The sequence below is a fragment of the Salegentibacter salegens genome, assembly GCF_900142975.1.
Taxonomy (GTDB): domain Bacteria; phylum Bacteroidota; class Bacteroidia; order Flavobacteriales; family Flavobacteriaceae; genus Salegentibacter; species Salegentibacter salegens.
In genome coordinates this window covers 2,306,501-2,329,188 of sequence record NZ_LT670848.1, presented here as the reverse complement: position 1 = coordinate 2,329,188, position 22,688 = coordinate 2,306,501, and the positions used below count along the sequence as shown (strand labels likewise).

Here is a 22,688-nt window from a genome sequence, read left to right as displayed (position 1 = left end):
CGGAAACAGAATTCCCGGTCAGCCTCTTTTGGCAAATTCAAATATTATTTAGTTGCTTAAAATGCTCCTATAAAGTGACTTCCTTCTACATTTACCAGCTCAGCTCCTTTAGTTACCTCACCAGTTTCTGTATCTATAATGTAAATATTTCCGTTTTCTCCTACGGGAGCTTCGGTTACGTATACTTCATCACCATCAACTACAAAGCCTTGATATTGGAATAAGTAGAAATCTTCAGTATATGGGATTGCGTCTATTTTATGTGCTGTTCTTGCTTCTAAATCTACAAGGGCGAAATATCCTTGTGCTCCAGCTACGCCTTCAGCAGAACCTGCGTGACTATAAGCTACAACTGCTTTTCCGCTTGCGGTAGGTCTCCAGGCAAGAATATAAGCGTCTTCTACACCTAATGCTTCATCTAAGTTAAATACGTATGAATCATCATATTGGTTGTTGCTATCTATTTTTAAGATATGAGAACCATTTGGATCTCCCTGGTTTGCCTGGTAAACACTTCCATTTACTAAGAAAGCATTAATGCTACGGTATCCATTGGTGTTTCCTTTCCCTACAGATGATGTTATAATAGTTGGATTTTCTAAAGAAGGGTAGTCTAATACAATGGTTTTAGATCCTAAAACTTCACCATCCCTATCTGTTTCTCCGGTTTCTGGGTTTACTTTGCTTAGACGTGCGCCAATGTATATTTTATCTTCCGCAGCATTTAATGTTGGCATATCAATCCTACCAATGTAATACCCTTGTGCTTCCAGTTCTTCGCTTAGTGGAAGGCTCGATTCTTTAAATTCTTTTATTGCCGAATTCTGTAAATCTAAGGTAACAATACCCATGGTAGCCTGAGTTCGAAGATAGGTATCGTTCTCATCAAATTGGTTCTCGGTATCTACATAAACAGCAGCTCCTGTTTGGTCTCCATCAAATAATTTAATCCATCTTGGAGCAGAACCTACATAAGGAGCAATGCTAATTTCACTACCGGTTTGTTCAAAATTTTGGCCTCCATTGACATTATATTTAGTGTAATTGCCACCGGTATCACCTGCGTAGCTAATATTAAATATAGTACTACCGTCTTGAGAAGATTGTAATCTTGCAGTTCTGTTTGAAGGTACTATAAATCCGTTGTCAAAAGGTTCTATAGATACTGTTGGATCTTTAGCATCTTCACTGCTTAGTGAATAGATTAATGTGCCTCCATTACCATCCCCGGGATTTTCTCCCATTCTGGCGGCGACCACAGTAATCCATCTGCCATCTTCATTTTCGCCTGGTTCCTGGCCGTTGTCAATAGGAGTGTCATCGCTACTACAAGAAGCTAGTAAGCCTGTTGCCATTGCAATCGTTGCTAAAGTTTTAATGCTAAAAAAATTACGTTTCATACTATTGTTTTTTATAATTGGTTAAAATTTATTGATTGAATAATTTAATTTTAGGTAAAAAGCCCTTCCCGGTTTTTGTACTGATAAGTTGTCGTAAACAGGCTTGTCAAAAATGTTTTTTACATCAAAACTCATTACAAAATTTTGACCTGGGAAGGTGTAGCTAAGTCCAATATCTTGTGCAAATTGTCGGGGTACTTTAAAGAAATCGTCTCCCACGGTATTGGATCCCTGCGGAACCAGGTATGAAAATTCATCGGTAAAGTACATGGTATAGAATAGGTTTAGCCGGGAATTTTTCTGAATTAAACTCTTGATTGAGTAGCGTAAGTTGCCATTCATTGTAAAAAATGGTGTGTTGGGAACATCTATTTCTACACCTCTATTTTCAATTTTTAAATCGAATCTGGATATGTTGAAATTAAGTCCGAAATTGTTATTATAGGTATAACTTAACTGTGCGTCTATACCTTTTGAAGTTCCGCTTCCCTGGTTTACGTAAAGAATTAATTCTTCATCTACATTTAAAGAAGTTTCGATAGGTAAACCAATTCTATCTTTAATATTTCTTGTAAAAAGATTGGTTGAAGCATTAAATTGATGCTTCTTAAAGTTAAAAGTACCTAGTTTAACCCCTAAATTATAATTGTTACTTTGCTCTGGATTAATGCTTGCGTTGGCTACAACATTATCACCATCGTTACCAAAAATTTCGGTTTCGTTGGGCAAGCGTACGGCTTTTTCGGCCGAGGCTAATATGGTAATAGCGGGGCTAAGCTCGTAGGAAGCTGCAAAACCATAACCTTCATATTTTTTGTTGCTGTTTACTACTTCATCTACAATTTGCCTGCTTCCATCTGGATTTCTTTGAATTTCAGGATCTACACTTATTGTTTTTTGTTGATAATATTTCCCAAATAAATTAGTTTTTAACCTATCATTAAAAGCATTTAATTCATAGGTTAGCGAAAGTATATTCTTGTGTAAATCTCTAGTTCCTAAGAAAGTGTTTTCTAAGACCGATTGTAATTCGTCACTGTCTTCCCTATCAATTCCGCTATATACATGGTTTGCCAGGACTTTGTGATTTTCGTTAATAGCGTAGGCCAAACCTGTTCTAATGGAGGCAACATTTCGGTTGATTTTTGCAAGCGTTGGGCCGCCCTCTTGCTGTGATCCCCAGGTATATTGATATTCATTACCTCTAAAATCAATTGCCCTTTCGCCGTTCCAGCTATAAGCCCATGGTACCGTGTCATTTACCTGGCGATTGCGCTTCCCGTAGTATCCGGTTACATTCACCTCTAATCCTGGAGTAAATAAATCTCTCTTTTGGTAAGTTAAATTGGCTAGAGATGCGTCTGATTCAAGAAATCTTCCTTCGTATGGCATAATAGTCATAAATGCGCCATGTTGGACTTCTTTATAATCATCAGAACCTGTAAAGCCTACAAAAAACCGGTCGGCCCATGTTACATCGGTATATCCTACCTGAACCATACCTCCGGTAGACCTGTAGGCGTCATTAAACCGTCTTGCGGTAATTGGGGTTTGTTGACCACCTAAACCTGTTACTACAACACTTCGGCCTGAAACTTCGTAATCGTTGTCAGAATAGTTATGAAAAGCAGAAGCTTTTACGGTAAAACCAGATTTATCGAACCGGTATAACCCATTCACATTGGCTTGAAAAGTATTGAATGATCCGTAAGAAACGGAAGCGTTAATATTTTCACTCGATTGATTATTAAGCACAATATTAATAGCGCCGCCAAGCGCATCGTCGGCTAAATGGCCGGGAACAACGCCTTTGTAGACTTCAATTCGCTCGATCATTGAAGGCGGAATACTGTTTAAATTATAAGAAGAACCAAATGTGGAAATCGGAATTCCGTCTATAAAAATGCGTACGGCGCTGCCCGATAATCCATTCAAACTGTATTCTGCACGAGAGCCTAAACCACCATTCTGGCGAATTTTAACCCCAACGGTTGTGTTTAGTAATTCGTTAGTTTGAATATTTCTAATACTCGCTTCTTCGGTTTCAATTACATTAACCGCAAAACCTTTTTTCTCCATTTTAGATTTGAATGATTCTGCCTGGAGGTGAACTTCGTCTAATTCGTTATCAGTTTTATTTAAAACTACGTGAAGTTGTATATTTTTATTAGTGATTGCGATTTGCTGATGATCGAGGAAATTTCCCGATTGAATCTCCAGAATATAAATACCAGCTTTAAGATTATCTAATCTATAGTGCCCTAGTGAATCGGAAATTGTGCTAAAATTTTATCAATACCCGTCGCCCGAATTTGAGCTCCTTTTAAAACCTCCTGGTTATGTGCCCTCACTACCCCAGATACAGAAAAGGTCTCCCCGTTCGCCTGGGATAAGAGGTTAATTGAACTCAAAAATAAACAAAGCAAAAAACAGGCTCTAATCACAATTATAATTTATTATTCTTATTTAAACTAATTTTAAATAACTTGCAGCAAATTTATATTTTGAAGCTGTAAGCCTGTTTCGGTTTTGGAAATAAAAATTACGGAAAACGTATTATGTATATTGAGTCTAAATTAGTAGAGGTAAATGAAACCTTATTTTCCCAGGATCTTTCAGAAGAAATAGATCCAAATATTATTAAAGAGGAGATAGGTATTCCATCGTGTTCCTGGTTAAAAGCGAAAAGCAAAATTCAGTTTAAAAAGGGCTTGTTTATCGTGGAAAGCTTCTTTGAAAATGAGAAAAATCTTACAGATATCTTTAGTATTCGGGGGGAGTATATTCAAATATCTTATTTAGGGAAGGGAGATTCGCATTTAGTTTCTTTAAAGGACAAAAAACCTATTGAAATGGGCCGAATTAATTGTTGTTATCACTGCGATACTGTTACTACTATAGAGATGCCGGCAAATAAACCTACTCATTATCAGGCGATTTATTTGTCAAAAGAATATTACCTGGAATTATTAAAAAATGAGGCCTGGGTAGAAAATAATTCTTTTTATAAGCATATTATTCAGGGTGATTTCCAAAAATGGGGAACCTGTAAATTTCCCATAGATTATAATTTGTATCATATTTTAAATGAAATTACCAAAAGCGATTGGAATAACGATTTTAAGAAATATTATCTCGATCTAAGACTCAAAGAACTGTTTCTTTCATTACATTTTTGCCAGGAGGAAGTGTGTAATGGGGTAATAAAAGGGATTAGCAAGGAGAACCTTGAAAAAATAAGAACGGCTCACGCGTATTTGATTGAAAATTTTAAAAATCCGCCGACTATAAAAGTACTCGCCAGAAAAATTCTTTTAAATGAACTTCAGCTAAAGAAAGATTTTAAAAAGATGTATGGTAAAACAATTAGGAGTTTTATTATAGAACTGCGAATGGAAAAGGCTAAAACCTTATTAGGAAAACATACGGTAAGTGAAATGGCTGGAATATTGGGATATAAGAGCGTGCCCCATTTTATAAACACTTTTAAAAAGTGTTACGGCTATACCCCAAAACAGGGTTTAAATCAGTAAAATTTAGGTATAAAAAAAGCCGCTTTTATAGCGGCTTTTCAAGTTCTTGAAATAGGATAATATATATTATTCTATAACGCGTACTTCCGCAGCGTTAACTCCTTTTCTACCTTCTACTTCAACGTACTCAACTTTATCACCTTCGTTCAAGCTCTCGCCATCTAAACCAGTAATGTGTACGAAGATGTCTCTTCCTGTTTCGTCGTTGGTAATGAATCCGTATCCTTTTGATTCATTGAAAAATTTAACTGTACCTTCCATTGTAATAATAAAATAAATAATTAATAAAGCGCAAAGTTAGCACAATATTATTGAAGACAATGCAATATTTTCGATTTTCTTTTGAAAGTATTCTAAAACAGGCAATTAATCTATTCCCTTATCCCGCATTCTATCCATGTTCTCTTTAGTGAGAGTGTAGTCTTGCAGCCGTTTTCCTTTCCATCTCACATAGAGAAAAATAGGCATTAAAATAAATGCACTTGCTAAAACTGCGATGCCAATTATTTGGTCTCCCAGCACAACATCTTCAAAAGTGCGGTAATAAAATCCCACTCCAATGGCAATTAATATTAATATGCCTAAAAGTTTTAAAATAGTATTCATAAATTTAAACAGTTACTTCTATTAGTTTTTGACGGTAGGCGGTTAATAGTTTAGATTTAGAAATAAATCCTACATATTTCTCGTCATCTACCACAGGTAGATTCCAGGCATTTGTTTCCTGAAATTTGGTCATTATGTCTTTTGGCCGGTCTTTTCTAAGGTCAATTATTTCAGGGGCTCGTTGCATAATGTCGCTCACTTTTACCTCTTCATACATTTTCTGGTCAAACATTATCGGTCTAATATCATCTAATAGAATAATACCCAGGAATTTACGATTTTCATCGATAACGGGAAAAAGATTTCGGGAAGATTTTATTACGCCTTCGTGAATAACATCTCCAAGATTCATATCTATATTGAGGGTAACAAAGTTTTTTTCTATAATCTGCTGAATATTCAAGAGGGTTAATACGGCCTGATCTTTATTATGAGTTAACAAATCGCCACGTTTTGCGAGTTCCATGGTATATACCGAGTGTGGCTGAAACTGGTTGGTAATCATATAAGAAATAGCAGCGGTAATCATTAGGGGGACAAAGAGTTCGTAGCCGCCGGTGAGTTCTGCAATAAGGAAAATGGCGGTAAGTGGTGCGTGCAAAACCCCGGCCATTAAACCGGCCATCCCAACCATCGTAAAACTACTTACCGAAATTGGGTTTTTTAATATTCCCAGATTGTTTACAATTAGGGCAAAGCAATGTCCCATGGCACTTCCCATAAACAATACCGGCGCAAAAATACCGCCAACACCTCCGGCTCCAAAAGTGAGGGAAGTAGCCAGGATTTTAAAAATCACAAGTCCGGCCAGGAGGATTATTACAATCCAGATATTATCAAGGTAGTCATTAAAAAAATTGGTTCCTAAAGCTTCCAAATAATCTTCAGCCAATAGGTTATTTATAACATTATAACCTTCGCCATAAAGTGGAGGAATTAAATAAATAAGGATTCCAAGACCAAGGCCGCCAATAAGCAGCCTGTAAAAAAGGGAATCTATTTTTTTAAAAGCATCTCCAATTTTAAAATAAATACTTGTAAAGTACATAGAACAACCTGCGGCAAGAACTCCAAGGATTATGTAAAAAGGCACTTCAGAAATAGTGAAATTATCCTGAAGATCAACAGGTAAAATAATATCAGAGCCAAAGAAAAAATAAGAGGTGAGAATCGCTGAAACCGAAGCAATAAGCAATGGAACCATGGAGATTAAAGTAAGGTCCAGGCTAAAAACTTCAATAGCAAATATAATTGCCGCTATAGGCGCTTTAAAGATAGAAGACATAGCTCCGGCGGCTGCACACCCAATTAATAAAGTACGGGAGCTTTGGTTCATCTTAAAAAACCGGGAAATATTAGATCCCAGGGAAGCACCGGTGGCCACCGTTGGTCCCTCCAATCCAACAGATCCTCCAAAACCAACTGTTAAAGGAGCTGTGATTATAGAAGCATACATTTGGAAAGAACGCATAATTCCTTTTCGGCGGGAGATTGCATAAAGCGTTGAAGGAATCCCGTGACCAATCTTTTTCTTTAATACCACTTTAATTACCAGTAGCGTAAGGCTTAAACCTATAAGCGGAAAAATAAAATAAAATGCGTGATGGTAATTTATAATTAGATTTCCTTCCAGCAGGCGCTGAATAAAGTGCGTAAGGTTTTTTATGACCACTGCGCCTAAACCGGCGGTAAAACCAATAATAGCACTTAAAATCATCAAAAATTGTTGATGGCTCAAATGCCGGTTACTCCAGTCTGAAAACCGGATTAGTAATTTTGTAGCTTTATTGCCCACTCAAAAAATTTTAAGTGAAGATAAAAAATTCCCGATGTGAAACCGGGAATTTTTATCAATTATAGTTTTACTCGATAATCGAGATTTCAATACTGAGTCCGGATAATTATGTGGATGGCTTGAATTTGAAAAACTATTTCGCATACATCCCTTTTGAATTTGCTTCAAGCTATTTTACCTGAAGATGAAGTTCTTTAAGTTGCGCTTCATCTAGTTTGGCTGGAGCATCTATCATCACATCCCGGCCGTTATTGTTTTTAGGGAAAGCAATAAAATCCCTGATGCTTTCCTGTCCGCCTAGAATGGCTACCAATCTATCAAAACCAAAAGCAAGCCCGCCGTGAGGTGGAGCGCCATATTGAAAGGCATCCATTAAAAAGCCGAATTGTGCTTTGGCTTCTTCTGGCGTAAAGCCAAGATAATCGAACATTTTAGCCTGGGTTTCTTTGTCATGAATTCTAATAGAACCACCGCCAATTTCATTTCCGTTTAATACTAAATCGTAAGCATTGGCGCGTACCTCTCCCGGTTTTGTTTCAAGAAGTGCAAAATCTTCTTTTTTCGGCGAAGTAAAAGGATGGTGCATGGCGTGAAAACGCTTTGTTTCTTCATCCCACTCCAAAAGTGGAAAATCTACCACCCAAAGTGGAGCGAATTCATTGGCTTTTCTCAACCCTAATTCGTTTCCTAAGTGCATTCTTAATGCGCTTAATTGAGTTCTTGTTTTGTTGGCATCGCCGGCCATAACGAGAATAAGATCGCCCGGTTTTGCATTAGTAGCTTCAGCCCAGGTTTTCAGATCTTCTTCAGCATAAAATTTATCTACTGAAGATTTTAAAGTTCCATCTTCATTATATTTTGCCCAAACGAGTCCGTTGGCGCCTACCTGTGGTCTTTTAACCCAGGATATTAATTTGTCTATTTCTTTTCTGGTGAAAGAAGCCGCTCCCGGAACCGCAATTCCCACAACTAATTCCTGCTGATCGAAAACATTGAAGCCTTTATTTTTGGCAAGTTCGTTTAATTCGGCAAACTCCATCCCAAATCTAATATCGGGTTTGTCGTTTCCGTATTTTTTCATCGCCTCAGCATAAGTCATTCTTGGAAATTTCTCAACTTCCACATCGTTGATCTCTTTTAGTAAATGGCGAGTCAAACCTTCAAAAATATTCAGAATATCTTCCTGTTCTACGAAAGCCATTTCGCAGTCAATTTGCGTGAATTCTGGTTGCCTGTCGGCTCTAAGGTCTTCATCTCTAAAACATTTTACGATCTGGAAATATTTATCCATTCCGCCAACCATTAGCAATTGCTTAAAGGTTTGTGGCGATTGGGGTAGAGCATAAAACTGACCTTCATTCATTCGGCTTGGTACCACAAAATCACGGGCACCTTCAGGAGTAGATTTTATTAAATACGGAGTTTCAACTTCAATAAAATCCTGATTAGAGAGGTAATTTCTTACTTCCATTCCTACTTTGTGGCGAAATTTCAGCTTGTTTTTTACCGGATTTCTTCTAATATCAAGATAGCGATATTTCATTCTAAGATCTTCGCCACCATCGGTTTCATCTTCAATAGTAAAAGGAGGCGTAAGGGAAGTGTTGAGGATATTAACTTCATCAACTAAAACTTCAATTTCACCTGTTGGAATATTTGTATTCTTAGATTCCCGCTCAATCACTTTTCCGCTAATTTGGATTACAAATTCGCGGCCAAGTTTCTGGGCTTTTTCCATAAGTTCTTTCGAAGAACGCTCTTCATCAAAAATAAGCTGGGTGATGCCATAGCGATCGCGTAAATCTACCCAAACCATAAATCCTTTGTCCCTTATTTTTTGAACCCAGCCGGAAAGTTTTACTTCCTGGCCAATTGAAGCTGCATTTAATTCCCCGCAGTTATGACTTCTATACATATTATTCCTGATAATTTTAAGTAACGCAAAAGTAAGAAGTTCTTGTGGGTTTCCCGGTAAAATAGGCTTATAAAATAAGGGATAAGATGTTGTGTTTTGTAGGGGATTTATGATTAAATATTTGTCTGGCAGTCTTTTTGCAATTTCAATGTTAACTTAATGTTATGTTATTGTTGCTTTAAAGTAAACTTTTAGTTATATTTGGGAAGTAAGGATTAAAGAAAAGACTATGAAAAAGATAAAAAATATATTGATGGCTGCCGTTTTCACCTTTGGAGCAGCTGCTATGGCACAGGAAAGCCCAGAACCAAAGTTTGAAAAAGAAGGAGACCTTATTAAGGGAACTTTTTATTATGAAGATGGAACTGTTCGGCAGCAAGGAACTTATAAAAACAGGGAATTGCACGGCGAATGGATTGCTTATGATGCTGAAGGCGAAAAGCAAAGTATGGCTAACTATACCGAAGGTAAAAAAACCGGAAAATGGTTCTTTTGGTCTTCAGATAAACTAACTGAAGTAGATTATGATAATAACAAAATCGCCGGCGTGAATACCTGGAAAAGCGATGGTACTTTAGCTGATAACTAAAAGCTGAATTTCGAAATAAACAAAAAGGCTGTCTGAAAAGACGGCCTTTTTTATGATTTAATCTTGCTCTACTTCTACTGCATCTATAGGCTCTTCAAAAGCGATAAAAAGAACACAAGGGGCATCTCCACATTGTGCTGAATGAGGTTTGTTGGCAGGCCCATAAGCATAAGAGCCTTCTTTTAAGGTTTGAGTTTGTTCTCCCTCATAAGTTACTTCTAGCTCACCGGAAACAAGAACCATTCGTTCCGGGGAAGTGTGGGTGTGTGTCGGGATAAAGGCGTTGGCTGGAACTTTAAAAAAAATGTCGGCATTCTTTTCGGCAGGATTTCCATGTAATACGGCAATATTACAACCTTCAGGCATAAATTCAGGGCAGGGTCCCCATTCCAGGTTTTTATCGCTTTTTGTAAAAGCTATTGAGTTTTCAGCATTTTCCTGGGCGTAAATTCCGCAGGATAATAGAAAAACAAGCAAGAAGCAATAATGTTTTAGTCCGATAAATTGGTGTTGAATTTTCATAATTTCCCGGTTTTTTTAGGTTAGATGCGTTTTAAAATTAAGTTAGCTTAAATAAGCCGAGGAGGATATGAGGGTAATTCTGTAAACTTGAGAAATAAAAAACCCCGAAGTGTACACTTCGGGGTTTTGGTTTTAAGCTTTTGCTTCCAGCTTTCTTTGTTTTCGCTCTTTTCGTTTATCGGCGGTTTTCACCTTGGCTCTATTTACCAGGTAAAACATTACCGGAACTACAACCAGCGTAAGGAAGGTGGCAAACACCAACCCAAAGATCACCGTCCATGCCAGTGGCCCCCAGAAGATCACGTTGTCACCGCCAATAAATATTTTTGGATCGTAGTCTATAAACAAACTAAAGAAATCTATATTTAATCCTACCGCCAGTGGAATTAAACCAAGAACAGTAGTAATCGCAGTAAGCAATACAGGTCTTAACCTCGATTTTCCACCTCTAACGATACAATCAAAATACTGGGCACGAGTAAGTAATTCATCATCATCTATATTAAGCTCCCGCTTTTTACGGTCAATAAGGATTTGGGTGTAATCAATAAGCACGATGGCGTTGTTTACCACAATTCCAGCCAGGGAAATAATTCCCATCATCGTCATAATAATAATGAAATCCATCTGGAAGATAATCAAACCAAGGAAAACTCCCACCAAACTCAATACTACTGCCATAACAATGATAATTGGTTTTGACAGTGAATTAAATTGAGCAACAAGAATAAGCAGGATACCGCCCATGGCGATTAATAAAGCTTTTAATAAGAAAGCCATATTTTCTTCCTGTTCTTCCTGTTCCCCGGTAAACTCTAAAGTAATATCCTTAGGGAGATCGTAACTTCTAAGTGCGGTTTTTAACTGGCCTACAATCTCATTACCATTGTAACCCTGAAGCACGTTAGAGTAGAGGGTGATCACCCTTTTTAGATCTTTCCTTTTAATAGAACTGAAAGAAGAGGCAGATTCTGTAGTGACCAGAGATGAAATTGGCACCTGAATTATTTCGCCTGTGTTTTGGTCTTTAAAAGTAACCGGTTGATTGAATAATACATTTTCATTATAGCGATATTCATCAGCAAAACGCATATTTATCTCATAATCATCATCACCATCTTTATAAGTAGAAACCTCTTCGCCGTAGATTGCCCGTCTCAAGGTTTGACCTACCTGCGAAGTTGATACTCCAAGTTGTCCTGCTTTTCTTCGGTCTACTTTTACACTTAATTCAGGTTTAGATTTGTTAACGTCTATTTTGAGTTCTTCTATTCCCGCAATACTAAGATCGTTAACATAGGATCGTAAGTTTTCTGCTTCTACGAGCATTTTCTCGTAGTCTTCACCTTTAAGCTCCATATTAATAGGGTAGCCTGTTGGTGGTCCTGCAGCATCTTTTTCAACAACAATAGAAGCACCTGGAAATCCTTGTACGGCTTCCCGAACTTCAGATAAAACTTCGCTACTGCTCACACCGCGCCTTTCAGTAAACTCGCGCATAGAGAGTGTTACCTTGGCTTTATGTGGCATTTCATTTTGCTGGCCACCATCGGTTTGCGGGTTTCCTGCACCTTCCCCAACCTGGGAAATAGCCGACTCTACCATAAAATTATAGCCATCTTCATCTTCGTATTGCTCTATAGCTTCAAAGATGCGTTGCTCTACTTTTTTAGTAAGCGTGTTGGTTTTATGAATATCGGTTCCTTCCGGGTATTCAATATAGGTGATTACCTGGTTGGGTTCATTTTCAGGGAAGAACAATACTTTTGGTTGTACCAATCCAATTAATACAAAAGAAAGGAATAGCAAGAGTAAAGTTCCGAAGAAAACTAAATAGGCTTTTTTTCCGCGTAGCGAATACTTAAGGGTTTTTTCATAAATATTCTCCATCCATTTAAGCGCGGTATATTGAAAATAATCTACACCTTTTGAAATAAAATATTTATAAGCCCAAAGCAGGATAGCCGCCAGGATTAATATATTTCCAAAGGCTCTTAGCGCCCCGGCATCAACTACAAATCCTACAATTAACAATAATGCCCCAAAACCAGCAAGAATAGAACTTATTCTAATAAGTTTTTTCTTAGTGAATTCGCCTTCTTCTGTTTTCATAAACTGAGAAGTAAGCATCGAGTTGATGATCAAGGCTACAAAAAGGGAAGAACCTAAAACGATAGAAAGCGTAATAGGGAAAATTACCATAAAGCTTCCTATAATTCCCGGCCAGAGTCCCAGTGGGAAAAATGCAGCTAAAGTAGTTGCTGTTGATGCTATAATTGGCCAGGCAATTTCGCCTAAACCTTGCTTGGCAGCCTGTTTTCTTGGCATCCCTTCGTCCATTAACGTATAGACGTTTTCTACCACTACGATTCCGTTATCTACAAGCATCCCAAGACCCATTACCAGGGCAAAAAGCACCATCGTGTTTAGGGTGTATCCCATACTGGACAGGATAATGTAAGAAAGAAACATAGATAAAGGGATCGCAATACCTACAAATAATGCATTTCTAAACCCGAGGAAAAACATTAAGACCAAAACCACCAGGATCACCCCAAAAATAATGTTGTTAACCAAATCATCTACCTGGCTTTCGGTGTTGGTAGAAAGGTCGTTAGTAAGACTTACTCCCAGGCTTTCAGGAAGATACTCTTCCTGTTCTTTTTTTACAATTTCTTTGATCTGGTCTACAGCCTCGATCATATTCTTACCGGCACGTTTTTTTACGTCCAGCATCACTACAGGTTTACCGTATTCGCGAGCAAAAGTGGTAGCATCTTTTTCCCTGAAATTAATATCAGCAATGTCTTTTAGGAAAATATTACCGCCATCGGTTTTCACCACAACGTTTTGAAGTTCTTTTGGATCTTCAATTTCTCCAACGATTCTTATATTTTTCTGAACCCCGCTGGTAATCACATTTCCACCCGAAATGGTTCTATTTTCAGCACTAACCGCGCTTACAATATCTGAGAAACTAACTTTAGAAGCCGTCATCTTATAGATATCTACCGCGATCTCAACTTCCATTTCTTCAGCACCACGAATACTCGCTTCTTTTATTTGCGGAAGCAACTCGATGCGCTCCTGAAGATATTCTGCATATTCTTTTAATTGCTGAACGGTATAATCTCCCGTTAGGTTAATGTTTAGAATAGGTTGTTCTTCTGAAATATTAAGGTCGAATACATTGGGCTCTACCTTGGCGCCATTATCTAAAGTAGGCCAGGTGGTTTCGGCTTTCACCATGTCTACCTTGTCTTTTACTTTTATCTTGGCACTTTCAATTTCTACATCTTCTTCAAACTCTACAATTACCAGCGAATAATCCTGAAACGTAGAAGAAGAAATTTCTTTTACACCGGCAACATCGTTAAACTCTTCTTCCAGGGGTTCGGTAATGAATTTCTCAACATCTTCGGCTGAGTTTCCGGGGTTAATTGAGCTAACATAAATTTTGGTTTCCACAACCTCGGGAAAAGTTTCCCGGGGCATATTGTAGTAAGACATGAGTCCGCCAATCATCACAATGGCGATAATTACATATACCGTCATTTTGTTGTTAATGGCCCAGGACGAAAGCTTAAATTCTTTATCTAAATTCATTGTAGCTTAGTTTCTTATTTTAACTTCCTGACCATCTCTAAGGTTTTTAGCACCTTCTACGATCAGTGTTTCTCCGGTTTCCAAACCGCTGGTTATTTCTATTTTGTTCTTATAGGAATATCCTGTTTCTACAATTTTTCTTTTTGCAGTACCAATATTGTCTTCGCCTTCTTTTTCCTGAAGCGTAAATACTACACTTTCACCCTGCGAATTTTTAAGCAAAGCATTCTCGGGAATTATTATGGCGTTTTCTGCTGTATAATCGTTTAATCTAATGGTAGCGATTTGGTTGGGTTTTATCATTCCGTTTTCGTTAGGAACTGCAACCTGAATATTGAACGAGCGGTTATTAGGGTTAATGGTATTTCCCACTCTTCTAATTTCACCTTCAAATTCGCGATTCAACGAGCTAATTTCTACGATTACATCAGTGCCTTTTCTCACAGTGTTTAAATAATTTTCAGGCACAGCAGCTTCTACATACATATTTTTTAAACTCACTAAGCGTAATATCTGGCTTTGCCCCGGGCTTACTACTTCACCCTGTTCGGTAAGGACTTCGTCTACAATTCCGCTAAAAGGTGCTCTAACAATAGTTTTGTCTAATTGAGATTTTAACCTGTTTACCGAATTCTGCATAGATTCATAATTGGTTTTAGCTTCTAAATATTGCATTTCTGATCCAATATTTTGTTCCCACAAACGCTTTTGCCGCTCAAAAGTGGTTTTAGCCAGAGTGGCCTGGGTTTCCAATTGTGCTAATTCGCTCGAAAGTCCGCCGTCATCAATTTTGGCAAGCACCTGTCCTTTATTAACCTGTTGTCCTTCTTCTACCCGAAGATCTTGCAAGATCCCTGAAAATTCAGAATAGATTACAATGTTCTCATCGGTAGCGACATCACCCTGTACTTCGGCATAATGCTTAAATAAGGTGTCGCTAATTTGCTGTATTTCTACCAGGTCTAAACGCCGGGTTTTGTCTAATCGATCTATAGCCTGATCCAGTTTGTCCAGCTTCTCAGTAAGGTCGCTTTGTTCTTTGCTTAATTCTGTTTTTCTGGCTCTAATTTCCGGGAGGTTTTCGCTTTCTATAAGTTCTTCTATAGATTTTCCTTCCACATTATTTCCACACGAAAGCAATAACAGCGGAATACTTAATAAAACAGCTAACTTTTTCATTGTTGTTATTTGATGGGTGTATTTAATCTTCATTGTTATATTTTCTGGTGTCCAACAGGTTTTCTAATTCTACTTTAGCAGTTATTACATTAAGCATAGATTGTAAAAAATCTTGTTGTGCCTGGTAAAGTTGGCGTTGGGCTTCACTTAGCTCAAAACTGCTGGCAATTCCTTCAAAAAACTTGATTTGATTTTTGTTCTCTATCCTTTCTGCGAGTTCAAGGTTTTTCTTTTGATTTTGATAATTCTCGAGGCTAAACTCATAATCGCTTTTAGCCGAATTAATTTGGCGTTTTACCTCATTTTCGGTTTGCTCCAGTTCTACCATCGCCTGTTCATAAGCAATTTGTTTTTGCTGAGTTCTGGAGTTTCGCATACCGCTGCTGAAAATTGGGATATTTAAGCTCACCCCTAAAATAGACTGGCCAAAATATTCCTGGTCTTCATCAAAAAAAGTGAATTCCTGGCTGAAGCCCTGAACCCCATAATTTAGAAATCCGCTTAAAGAAGGAAGCGCTTTAGATTTCTCCAGTTTTACTTCAATTTCCCGCGAAGCTGCCGTATTTTCTGCAATACGATAATCTATGTTTTCTTCAACCGGAATTTCTTCCTGTAAGAGTTCCAGGTCAAAATACTGCATTGCCAGTGTGTCTAATTCTTCGGTTAGGTTGACAGGTATTTCTACCGGAATCCCAAGCGTTAAATTGAACATTTCGTAAGCGATGTCACGCATACGGCGACTTCGGCTTAAATTGTTTTTTAGGTTTAGCAAGGTGATTTCCAGCTGTTCTACATCTTCCTGTTCTGCAAGCCCGTTTTTATAGATCTCGTTGGTTTCATCGTAATTCTTCTGAACGTTTTCTACGTTTTTCTGAAGAATCGCTACATTTTCTTCTGCCAGCAAAACATTTCCGTAGGCATTAATTACGGCTTTCTTTATTTCGAGATCGGTTTTGGTTTTTGCATTTTCAGAAATTTGAAGCAAAGTTTTAGCCGATTGGATACCTACAATATAAGAACCGTCAAAAATTAGCTGGTTCCAGGTGGCGGTGGCGTTCATATTTTGTTCCGTTCCAAAAGTAACCGGGGTAAAGGTGCCGGGTTCGCCGCCAGTAATTTCAGCAGGAAGTAAAGTAACCGGCTGTTTAAGGTAATTTTGATAATCTGCCGTAGCGCTTACCTGTGGTAATCCCTGGGCGATAATTTCCCATTTTTGTTTTAAGGCAATTTCAACATCTTTTTGAGCATTAATTGAAGAATAATTATTCTCCAGGCCAAACTGTATAGCTTCTTCCAGCGAAAAACTGTAATCTTCCGGAGTTTCCTGAGCTATGCTGCTTAGCGAAATCAGTAAAATTAGCAGGTATCTAAATTTCATTTTTTTGCTTATTAGATTTTATTAATTCATCTAGCGTGTTTAACCCTTTCTCAGTGCAAATTGAGTTGAGGTGGTATCTTAAAAAATAGTCCATCAATTTTGCATTGCTGTATTCATCTTCTGGGAAGAGGTTTTTATCTTTTATACCCAGCATTCCCACAAAGTAAATTCGGCTCACAAAAGAAATAGGAATATCTCCTTTGTAATGGCCGGTAGTAATGCCCCGCTCCAGGTTGTCAATCACAATTCGTTGTACAATCTCAAATTGTTTGTCCCGCAAAGGATAATAGACCTCCGGATAATACTTTTTTAGCTGAAACTGGGGAGAGCTTTTCTCGTTTTTCAGCATCTGCATGGCAAACTTTTTCATCTCGTAAGATTCAACAATAGGATTTAATTTTTTTGCACTTAGAACGGTAATTCCTTGTTCTATTTCTTTAATTAAATAATCTACCGTTGCCATCACTAATTTGGTTTTAGTACTAAAATGAGCATAAATGGTTTTCTTAGAGATAGCCATTTGTTGGGCTATATCATCCATTGTTACACTTTTAAAACCGAGTCTTAGAAAGAGGTCTGCTGCATTCTTTAAAATATCTTCTTTCACTTTTTCTATAAATTTCGTGCAAAACTAACCTAAGGAAACTTAAAAAACAACAAAAGTTTCCTTAGTTTTTATTAATTTAACTTCTCTTATAGAATTTGAAGTACGCTCAATTATGTATTTTAGCCGGAAAAATTTTTTGGTATGAAGTCCATTGCTCAATATAGAGAAGCTTTTCAGGAGTATTTAGATCTTAAAGTGCAGGTAAAAGAGCCTAAAAATCTTTATGAACCTATGAAGTATATTCTTGGCCTGGGCGGAAAACGCTTAAGACCGGTTTTGGTACTTATGGCTACCGATATTTTTGATGCTGACTATAAGAAGGCTTTAGATGCGGCGCTTGCGATAGAGGTTTTTCATAATTTCTCTTTGGTTCATGACGATATTATGGACGATGCGCCCTTGCGCCGGGGCAACGAAACCGTACACGAACGTTGGGATATAAACACCGGAATTCTTTCGGGAGATGCTATGCTGATAAACGCGTACCAGCTTTTTGAAAATTATGAGGGCGAAACTTTTAAAGAATTAGCGCGTTTATTTACCAAAACGGCTATTCAGGTTTGTGAAGGCCAGCAGTATGATATAGATTTTGAGACCCGCGACGATGTAGCTATTGAGGATTATATTAAAATGATAGAATTTAAAACCGCTGTACTTGTTGGGGCTTCCCTGCAAATGGGAGCCATCGTTGCCGGTACTTCTACACAATGTAAAGAGGCGGTTTATGAATTTGGGCGCTTGTTAGGAATTGCTTTTCAGCTTCAGGACGATTATTTAGATGCTTTTGGAGATCCCGAAACTTTTGGGAAACAACCCGGCGGGGACATTATTGAAAATAAAAAGACCTTTCTTTATTTAAAATCTTTAGAGACTTCAGGAAAAAGCGAGGCCCAGCAGTTGGAACATTTATACACGATTAATCCTGCAGAAACTTCAGGAAAAATAGAAGCGGTTAAAAATCTTTTTGAAAGTAGCGGGGCTGCAGAATTAACCCGGCAGGAAATAGAGAAATACACCAATAAAGCTTTTGATGTTTTAGATAAAATTGAAATTTCTGACGAGAAAAAACTTCCGTTAAGAGAATTTGGGGAAATGCTTATGAATCGTAACGTATAATTTCTGGCAAAACTCCAATTGAGAAATTCTTAATTTTTAGGTGGTTACACCTTATACATTTGCAAACAATAAACAATTTTGGGCACATCCTGAAGTTTCTACTATGTTAAACTTCTTATAATTCATAAGATAAAAATATAGTTTGCTGCCGCCTGTTTTTTCTAAAAATTGTATTTTTGCTGTGTTTTACACTCAAAAGAAACATTAGTTTCAACTTATGGATAGATTTTCATTTTTAAATGCTGCACATACGGCATACTTCGCCGAACTTTACGATCAATATCTCCAGTACCCCGATAGTGTAGAGCCCAGTTGGAGGGCTTTTTTTCAAGGTTTTGACTTTGGAATGCAACAAAACGGAGTTTCTGCAGAAACCCTGGAAGAAGCACCTGTAGATTTTCAGGAGGGAGAAATTCCAGAACACGTTACAAAAGAATTTAAGGTAATTAGACTTATAGATGGTTACCGAACCCGCGGGCACTTGTTTACCAAAACAAACCCGGTTAGAGAGCGCCGTAAATACCGGCCAACTTTAGATATTGATAATTTTGGACTGGAAGAAAGCGACCTGGACACTAAATTTAATGCCGGGGATATGCTGGGCATTGGCCCTAGCAAACTTCGTGATATAATAAAACACCTGGAGAAAGTTTATTGTGAATCTATCGGGATAGAATATATGTTTATTCGGAAGCCGGAAGAAATTCAATGGATTCAGGATAAATTGAATAAAAATGAGAATCATCCAAATTTTAATGATGATGAGAAAAAGAAAATCCTGAAGAAATTAAATCAGGCAGTTTCTTTTGAATCATTTTTACATAGAAAATATGTAGGGCAAAAACGTTTCTCACTGGAAGGTGGAGAAAGTTTAATCCCGGCCTTAGATGCGCTTATAGAAAAAGCAGCAGATTATGGCGTAAGAGATTTCGTGATGGGTATGGCCCACCGGGGGCGTTTAAATACCCTTACCAATATATTCGGCAAAAGCGCTAAAGATATTTTTAGTGAGTTTGATGGTAAAGATTACGAACAGGATATTTTTGACGGGGATGTAAAGTATCACCTGGGTTGGACTTCCTGCCGCCTTACCGATAATGGTAAAGGAATAAATATAAATATTGCACCAAACCCTTCGCATCTTGAAGCGGTGGGTCCTGTTGTAGAAGGTATTGCAAGAGCCAAGCAAGACAGGCATTACGATGGTGATAATATGAAAGTGCTTCCTATACTTGTACATGGTGATGCTGCTATTGCAGGCCAGGGTGTGGTTTACGAATTAGTACAAATGGCGAAGCTGGAAGGTTATCAGACTGGTGGAACCATTCATATTGTGGTGAATAACCAAATAGGTTTTACTACAAATTACCTTGACGGGCGTTCTTCAACGTATTGTACCGATGTAGGGAAGGTAACCCTTTCCCCGGTATTACACGTAAATGCTGATGATGCCGAAGCCGTAGTTCACGCTATGATGTTCGCTCTAGATTTTAGAATGAAATTTAAGCGAGACGTATTTATAGATTTATTAGGCTACAGGAAATATGGGCATAACGAAGGTGATGAACCTAAATTTACCCAGCCTAAGTTATATAAAGCTATTTCCAAGCATGAAAATGCGATGGATATTTATGCCGAAAAGCTTAAGTCGGCAAATATTATAGACGACGATTACCTTAAAAAACTGGAAGAAGAGTATAAGGCAGATCTTGAAGAGAATTTAGAAGATTCCAGGAAAGAAGAAACCACTAAGATCACCCCGTTTATGTACGATGAGTGGGAAGGTTTTGAGAATGTGAGGGAAGAAGAAATGATGAAAGAGTTTGATACCACCTACAAGATAAAAGATCTTGATACAGTGGCTGAAGCTATTTCAAAACTTCCGGAGGATAAGAAGTTTATGCGTAAGGTGAAAAAGATCATAGATCTACGTCATCAATTATATTTTGAAGATAATAAGCTAGATTGGGCTATGGGCGAGCATCTTGCTTATGGTTCTTTAATGAAAGAAGGATATAATATTAGAATTAGTGGGCAGGATAGTGAAAGAGGTACTTTCTCCCACCGTCACGCAATTGTAAAAGTAGAAGACAGTGAAGAAGAAATTATTCTTCATAATAATATAGAAGGCAGGGATGGCGATTTCTTCGTCTACAACTCTCCGCTTTCAGAATATGGCGTAATGGGATTTGATTATGGTTATGCCATGGCAAGTCCTAAGACCCTCGTTATTTGGGAAGCCCAGTTTGGGGATTTCGTAAATGGCGCACAAATAATGATAGATCAGTATATTTCTGCTGCAGAAGACAAGTGGAAATTACAAAACGGTCTGGTGCTTTTCTTACCTCACGGGTACGAAGGCCAGGGAGCAGAACACTCTTCAGCCAGGATGGAACGTTTTCTTCAGCTTTGTGCAAAAGATAATATGTATGTGGCAGATGTTACTACACCGGCCAATATGTTTCATATCTTACGTAGACAGATGAAAGCCGGTTTTAGAAAACCATTGGTAATTTTTACACCCAAAAGTTTGCTAAGACATTCTAAAGTGATTTCAACTAAAGAAGATTTTGCTGAAGGAAGTTTTCAACCAGTATTAGACGATCCAAAAGCAAAAGCTAAAGATGTAAAATCTTTAGTTTTTTGTACCGGTAAATTTTACTACGATTTATTGGAATATAAAGAAGAAAATGATCGTGATGATGTAGCTTTAGTTCGTGTGGAGCAATTGTTCCCGCTTCCTATTGAAAAGATGCAAAAAGCGATCAAAAAATATAAAAATGCAGACGATATAGTGTGGGCGCAAGAAGAACCAAGAAATATGGGGGCTTACGGGCATATGTTGCTTCATTATGACGAAGCTAAAAAGTTTAGAGTTTGCAGTAGAAAATTCTATGGATCGCCGGCTGCCGGAAGTTCTGTAAGATTTAAGAAACGTCACAATAAAGTGATAGCAAGTGTTTTTGACAAGAATTTAGAAGAATAAATTAATAAAGAATTAAAGGTTTTCGCTTTCGCGGAAATGACAATAAAAAATAAAAACAAAGATCATGGCCTTAGAAATGAAAGTTCCTTCTCCGGGAGAATCTATAACCGAAGTTGAAATAGCCGAGTGGTTAGTTGAAGACGGCGACTATGTAGAAAAAGATCAGCCAATTGCAGAAGTAGATAGTGATAAAGCTACATTAGAGCTTCCAGCTGAAGCCAGCGGTATTATCACGCTCAAAGCCGAGGAAGGTGATGCTGTGGCTGTGGGAGAAGTTGTTTGTCTAATCGATACTGAGGCTGAAAAGCCGGGTGGAGGTGATGATAAAAAAGAATCTAAAGAAGAGAAAGATGAATCTTCAAAAGATGATTCTTCAGATAAAAAAGAGAAAGAAGATAAGGATAAGGCTGAGGCTGAGGCTAAAACCCAGGAATCTTCTAAATCTTCCACACCTTCTCAAAAACAGGATTCTCATGCAAAAGGTAGCCCGTCTCCTGCTGCTAAAAAGATCCTTGACGAAAAAGGCGTTGATGCTAAAGATGTAGAAGGAAGCGGAAAAGATGGCCGAATAACTAAGGAAGATGCAGTACAGGCAAAAGCTTCTATGGGTAGTCCGGGGAAAGGAAAACGCGGAGAATCTAAGAAGAAAATGTCTATGCTACGTAGAAAAGTAGCTTCGCGTTTGGTATCGGTTAAAAATGATACCGCGATGCTTACTACTTTTAATGAAGTAGATATGCAGCCTATCTTCAACTTAAGAAAAAAATACAAAGAAGAATTCAAAGATAAACACGGGGTAAGTTTAGGCTTTATGTCTTTCTTTACGCTGGCCGTAGTGCGTGCACTAGACCAATATCCCGGTGTAAATTCCATGATAGATGGCGATCACCAAATTACTTTCGATTATAAAGATATTAGTATTGCGGTTTCAGGGCCAAAAGGTTTAATGGTTCCTGTAATAAGAAATGCTGAAAACCTTAGTTTTAGAGGAGTAGAAGATGAGGTAAAACGTCTGGCTACAAAAGCCCGTGACGGGAAAATTACCCTAGATGAGATGACCGGTGGTACTTTTACCATTACTAATGGAGGAGTGTTTGGTTCTATGCTTTCTACACCAATTATTAATCCTCCGCAAAGTGCGATTTTAGGAATGCACAACATTGTAGAACGTCCGGTGGCTATAGATGGTCACGTAGAAATTCGTCCTATTATGTATGTAGCACTTTCTTACGATCACAGGATTATTGATGGTAAAGAATCTGTTGGATTTCTTGTAGCGATTAAAGAAGCTATAGAAAATCCTGAAGAATTATTGATGGATAATGATGTTAAAAGAGCTCTTGAGCTTTAAACTTCAGACTATTTATAAAGCAAAAAAGGCAGCCGTTAGGCTGCCTTTTTAATTTCAAATAAATAAATCAAAACAAAAACAAGTTCAGTATGTTCAAAAATAAAA

16 protein-coding genes are annotated in these 22,688 nt (G+C 37.8%); 5 read left to right on the top strand and 11 right to left on the bottom strand.

The window, feature by feature from the left end; all coding sequences use genetic code 11:
* Positions 1 to 56: 56 nt before the first annotated feature.
* Together B5488_RS10385 and B5488_RS10380 are read right to left on the bottom strand one after the other, a co-directional pair.
* Complete coding sequence (locus B5488_RS10385) at positions 57 to 1,400, bottom strand: hypothetical protein (RefSeq protein WP_079735199.1); 1,344 nt, start codon at positions 1,398 to 1,400, stop codon at positions 57 to 59.
* Positions 1,401 to 1,421: 21 nt separating this feature from the next.
* On the bottom strand, positions 1,422 to 3,479 hold the full coding sequence (locus B5488_RS10380) for a TonB-dependent receptor plug domain-containing protein (RefSeq protein ID WP_106197085.1): 2,058 nt from the start codon (positions 3,477 to 3,479) through the stop codon (positions 1,422 to 1,424).
* A gap of 479 nt (positions 3,480 to 3,958) precedes the next feature.
* Here B5488_RS10380 and B5488_RS10375 point away from each other — a divergent pair, with 479 nt between their 5' ends.
* Positions 3,959 to 4,933 carry a helix-turn-helix transcriptional regulator gene (locus B5488_RS10375; protein WP_079735198.1) on the top strand — a complete coding sequence of 325 codons (975 nt, stop codon included), beginning with the start codon at positions 3,959 to 3,961 and terminating at the stop codon, positions 4,931 to 4,933.
* A 66-nt stretch (positions 4,934 to 4,999) separates the two neighbouring features.
* On the opposite strand, the gene B5488_RS10370 is transcribed toward B5488_RS10375, so the two are convergent.
* The 4 genes from B5488_RS10370 to aspS form a co-directional block, all read right to left on the bottom strand.
* Positions 5,000 to 5,194 (bottom strand): cold-shock protein, encoded by a 195-nt coding sequence (locus B5488_RS10370; protein ID WP_037318850.1) that lies wholly within the window; start codon positions 5,192 to 5,194, stop codon positions 5,000 to 5,002.
* 105 nt (positions 5,195 to 5,299) lie between these two features.
* Complete coding sequence (locus B5488_RS10365; protein ID WP_079735197.1) at positions 5,300 to 5,539, bottom strand: hypothetical protein; 240 nt, start codon at positions 5,537 to 5,539, stop codon at positions 5,300 to 5,302.
* 4 nt (positions 5,540 to 5,543) lie between these two features.
* Positions 5,544 to 7,334 (bottom strand): chloride channel protein, encoded by a 1,791-nt coding sequence (locus B5488_RS10360; RefSeq protein WP_231919724.1) that lies wholly within the window; start codon positions 7,332 to 7,334, stop codon positions 5,544 to 5,546.
* Between the two features lie 169 nt (positions 7,335 to 7,503).
* Positions 7,504 to 9,249 (bottom strand): aspartate--tRNA ligase, encoded by a 1,746-nt coding sequence (gene aspS / locus B5488_RS10355; RefSeq protein ID WP_079735196.1) that lies wholly within the window; start codon positions 9,247 to 9,249, stop codon positions 7,504 to 7,506.
* Positions 9,250 to 9,478: 229 nt separating this feature from the next.
* On the opposite strand from aspS, the gene B5488_RS10350 reads away from it, so the two are divergent.
* Positions 9,479 to 9,838, top strand: coding sequence for a toxin-antitoxin system YwqK family antitoxin (locus B5488_RS10350; protein WP_079735195.1), 360 nt, complete (start codon positions 9,479 to 9,481; stop codon positions 9,836 to 9,838).
* 57 nt (positions 9,839 to 9,895) lie between these two features.
* Here B5488_RS10350 and B5488_RS10345 read toward each other — a convergent pair whose 3' ends face one another.
* The 5 genes from B5488_RS10345 to B5488_RS10325 all read right to left on the bottom strand — a co-directional run bounded on the left by B5488_RS10345 (position 9,896) and on the right by B5488_RS10325 (position 17,130).
* On the bottom strand, positions 9,896 to 10,360 hold the full coding sequence (locus B5488_RS10345; RefSeq protein ID WP_079735194.1) for a cupin domain-containing protein: 465 nt from the start codon (positions 10,358 to 10,360) through the stop codon (positions 9,896 to 9,898).
* A 132-nt stretch (positions 10,361 to 10,492) separates the two neighbouring features.
* On the bottom strand, positions 10,493 to 13,966 hold the full coding sequence (locus B5488_RS10340) for an efflux RND transporter permease subunit (protein ID WP_079735193.1): 3,474 nt from the start codon (positions 13,964 to 13,966) through the stop codon (positions 10,493 to 10,495).
* Between the two features lie 6 nt (positions 13,967 to 13,972).
* Positions 13,973 to 15,145, bottom strand: a complete 1,173-nt coding sequence (locus B5488_RS10335; protein WP_079736579.1) for an efflux RND transporter periplasmic adaptor subunit — start codon at positions 15,143 to 15,145, stop codon at positions 13,973 to 13,975.
* A 22-nt stretch (positions 15,146 to 15,167) separates the two neighbouring features.
* A complete protein-coding gene (locus B5488_RS10330; RefSeq protein ID WP_079735192.1) occupies positions 15,168 to 16,523 on the bottom strand; it encodes a TolC family protein in 1,356 nt (451 codons plus the stop codon).
* Complete coding sequence (locus B5488_RS10325) at positions 16,513 to 17,130, bottom strand: TetR/AcrR family transcriptional regulator (RefSeq protein ID WP_079735191.1); 618 nt, start codon at positions 17,128 to 17,130, stop codon at positions 16,513 to 16,515. The genes B5488_RS10330 and B5488_RS10325 overlap by 11 nt, the downstream gene beginning before the upstream one ends.
* 141 nt (positions 17,131 to 17,271) lie before the next feature.
* Between B5488_RS10325 and B5488_RS10320 the strand changes: the two genes are divergently transcribed.
* The 3 genes from B5488_RS10320 to odhB all read left to right on the top strand — a co-directional run bounded on the left by B5488_RS10320 (position 17,272) and on the right by odhB (position 22,583).
* On the top strand, positions 17,272 to 18,246 hold the full coding sequence (locus tag B5488_RS10320) for a polyprenyl synthetase family protein (protein WP_079735190.1): 975 nt from the start codon (positions 17,272 to 17,274) through the stop codon (positions 18,244 to 18,246).
* A gap of 217 nt (positions 18,247 to 18,463) precedes the next feature.
* On the top strand, positions 18,464 to 21,232 hold the full coding sequence (locus B5488_RS10315) for a 2-oxoglutarate dehydrogenase E1 component (RefSeq protein ID WP_079735189.1): 2,769 nt from the start codon (positions 18,464 to 18,466) through the stop codon (positions 21,230 to 21,232).
* 64 nt (positions 21,233 to 21,296) lie between these two features.
* Positions 21,297 to 22,583: a 2-oxoglutarate dehydrogenase complex dihydrolipoyllysine-residue succinyltransferase gene (gene odhB / locus B5488_RS10310; RefSeq protein WP_079735188.1), complete on the top strand. Its 1,287-nt coding sequence runs from the start codon at positions 21,297 to 21,299 to the stop codon at positions 22,581 to 22,583.
* Positions 22,584 to 22,688 lie beyond the last annotated feature (105 nt).

Bases quoted from the DNA above. Each gene is read 5' to 3' on its own strand.
- B5488_RS10385 (WP_079735199.1), bottom strand. From the start codon at position 1,400: ATGAAACGTAATTTTTTTAGCATTAAAACTTTAGCAACGATTGCAATG.
- B5488_RS10380 (WP_106197085.1), bottom strand. From the start codon at position 3,479: ATGGAGAAAAAAGGTTTTGCGGTTAATGTAATTGAAACCGAAGAAGCG.
- B5488_RS10375 (WP_079735198.1), top strand. From the start codon at position 3,959: ATGTATATTGAGTCTAAATTAGTAGAGGTAAATGAAACCTTATTTTCC.
- B5488_RS10370 (WP_037318850.1), bottom strand. From the start codon at position 5,194: ATGGAAGGTACAGTTAAATTTTTCAATGAATCAAAAGGATACGGATTC.
- B5488_RS10365 (WP_079735197.1), bottom strand. From the start codon at position 5,539: ATGAATACTATTTTAAAACTTTTAGGCATATTAATATTAATTGCCATT.
- aspS (WP_079735196.1), bottom strand. From the start codon at position 9,249: ATGTATAGAAGTCATAACTGCGGGGAATTAAATGCAGCTTCAATTGGC.
- B5488_RS10350 (WP_079735195.1), top strand. From the start codon at position 9,479: ATGAAAAAGATAAAAAATATATTGATGGCTGCCGTTTTCACCTTTGGA.
- B5488_RS10345 (WP_079735194.1), bottom strand. From the start codon at position 10,360: ATGAAAATTCAACACCAATTTATCGGACTAAAACATTATTGCTTCTTG.
- B5488_RS10340 (WP_079735193.1), bottom strand. From the start codon at position 13,966: ATGAATTTAGATAAAGAATTTAAGCTTTCGTCCTGGGCCATTAACAAC.
- B5488_RS10335 (WP_079736579.1), bottom strand. From the start codon at position 15,145: ATGAAAAAGTTAGCTGTTTTATTAAGTATTCCGCTGTTATTGCTTTCG.
- B5488_RS10330 (WP_079735192.1), bottom strand. From the start codon at position 16,523: ATGAAATTTAGATACCTGCTAATTTTACTGATTTCGCTAAGCAGCATA.
- B5488_RS10320 (WP_079735190.1), top strand. From the start codon at position 17,272: ATGAAGTCCATTGCTCAATATAGAGAAGCTTTTCAGGAGTATTTAGAT.
- B5488_RS10315 (WP_079735189.1), top strand. From the start codon at position 18,464: ATGGATAGATTTTCATTTTTAAATGCTGCACATACGGCATACTTCGCC.
- odhB (WP_079735188.1), top strand. From the start codon at position 21,297: ATGGCCTTAGAAATGAAAGTTCCTTCTCCGGGAGAATCTATAACCGAA.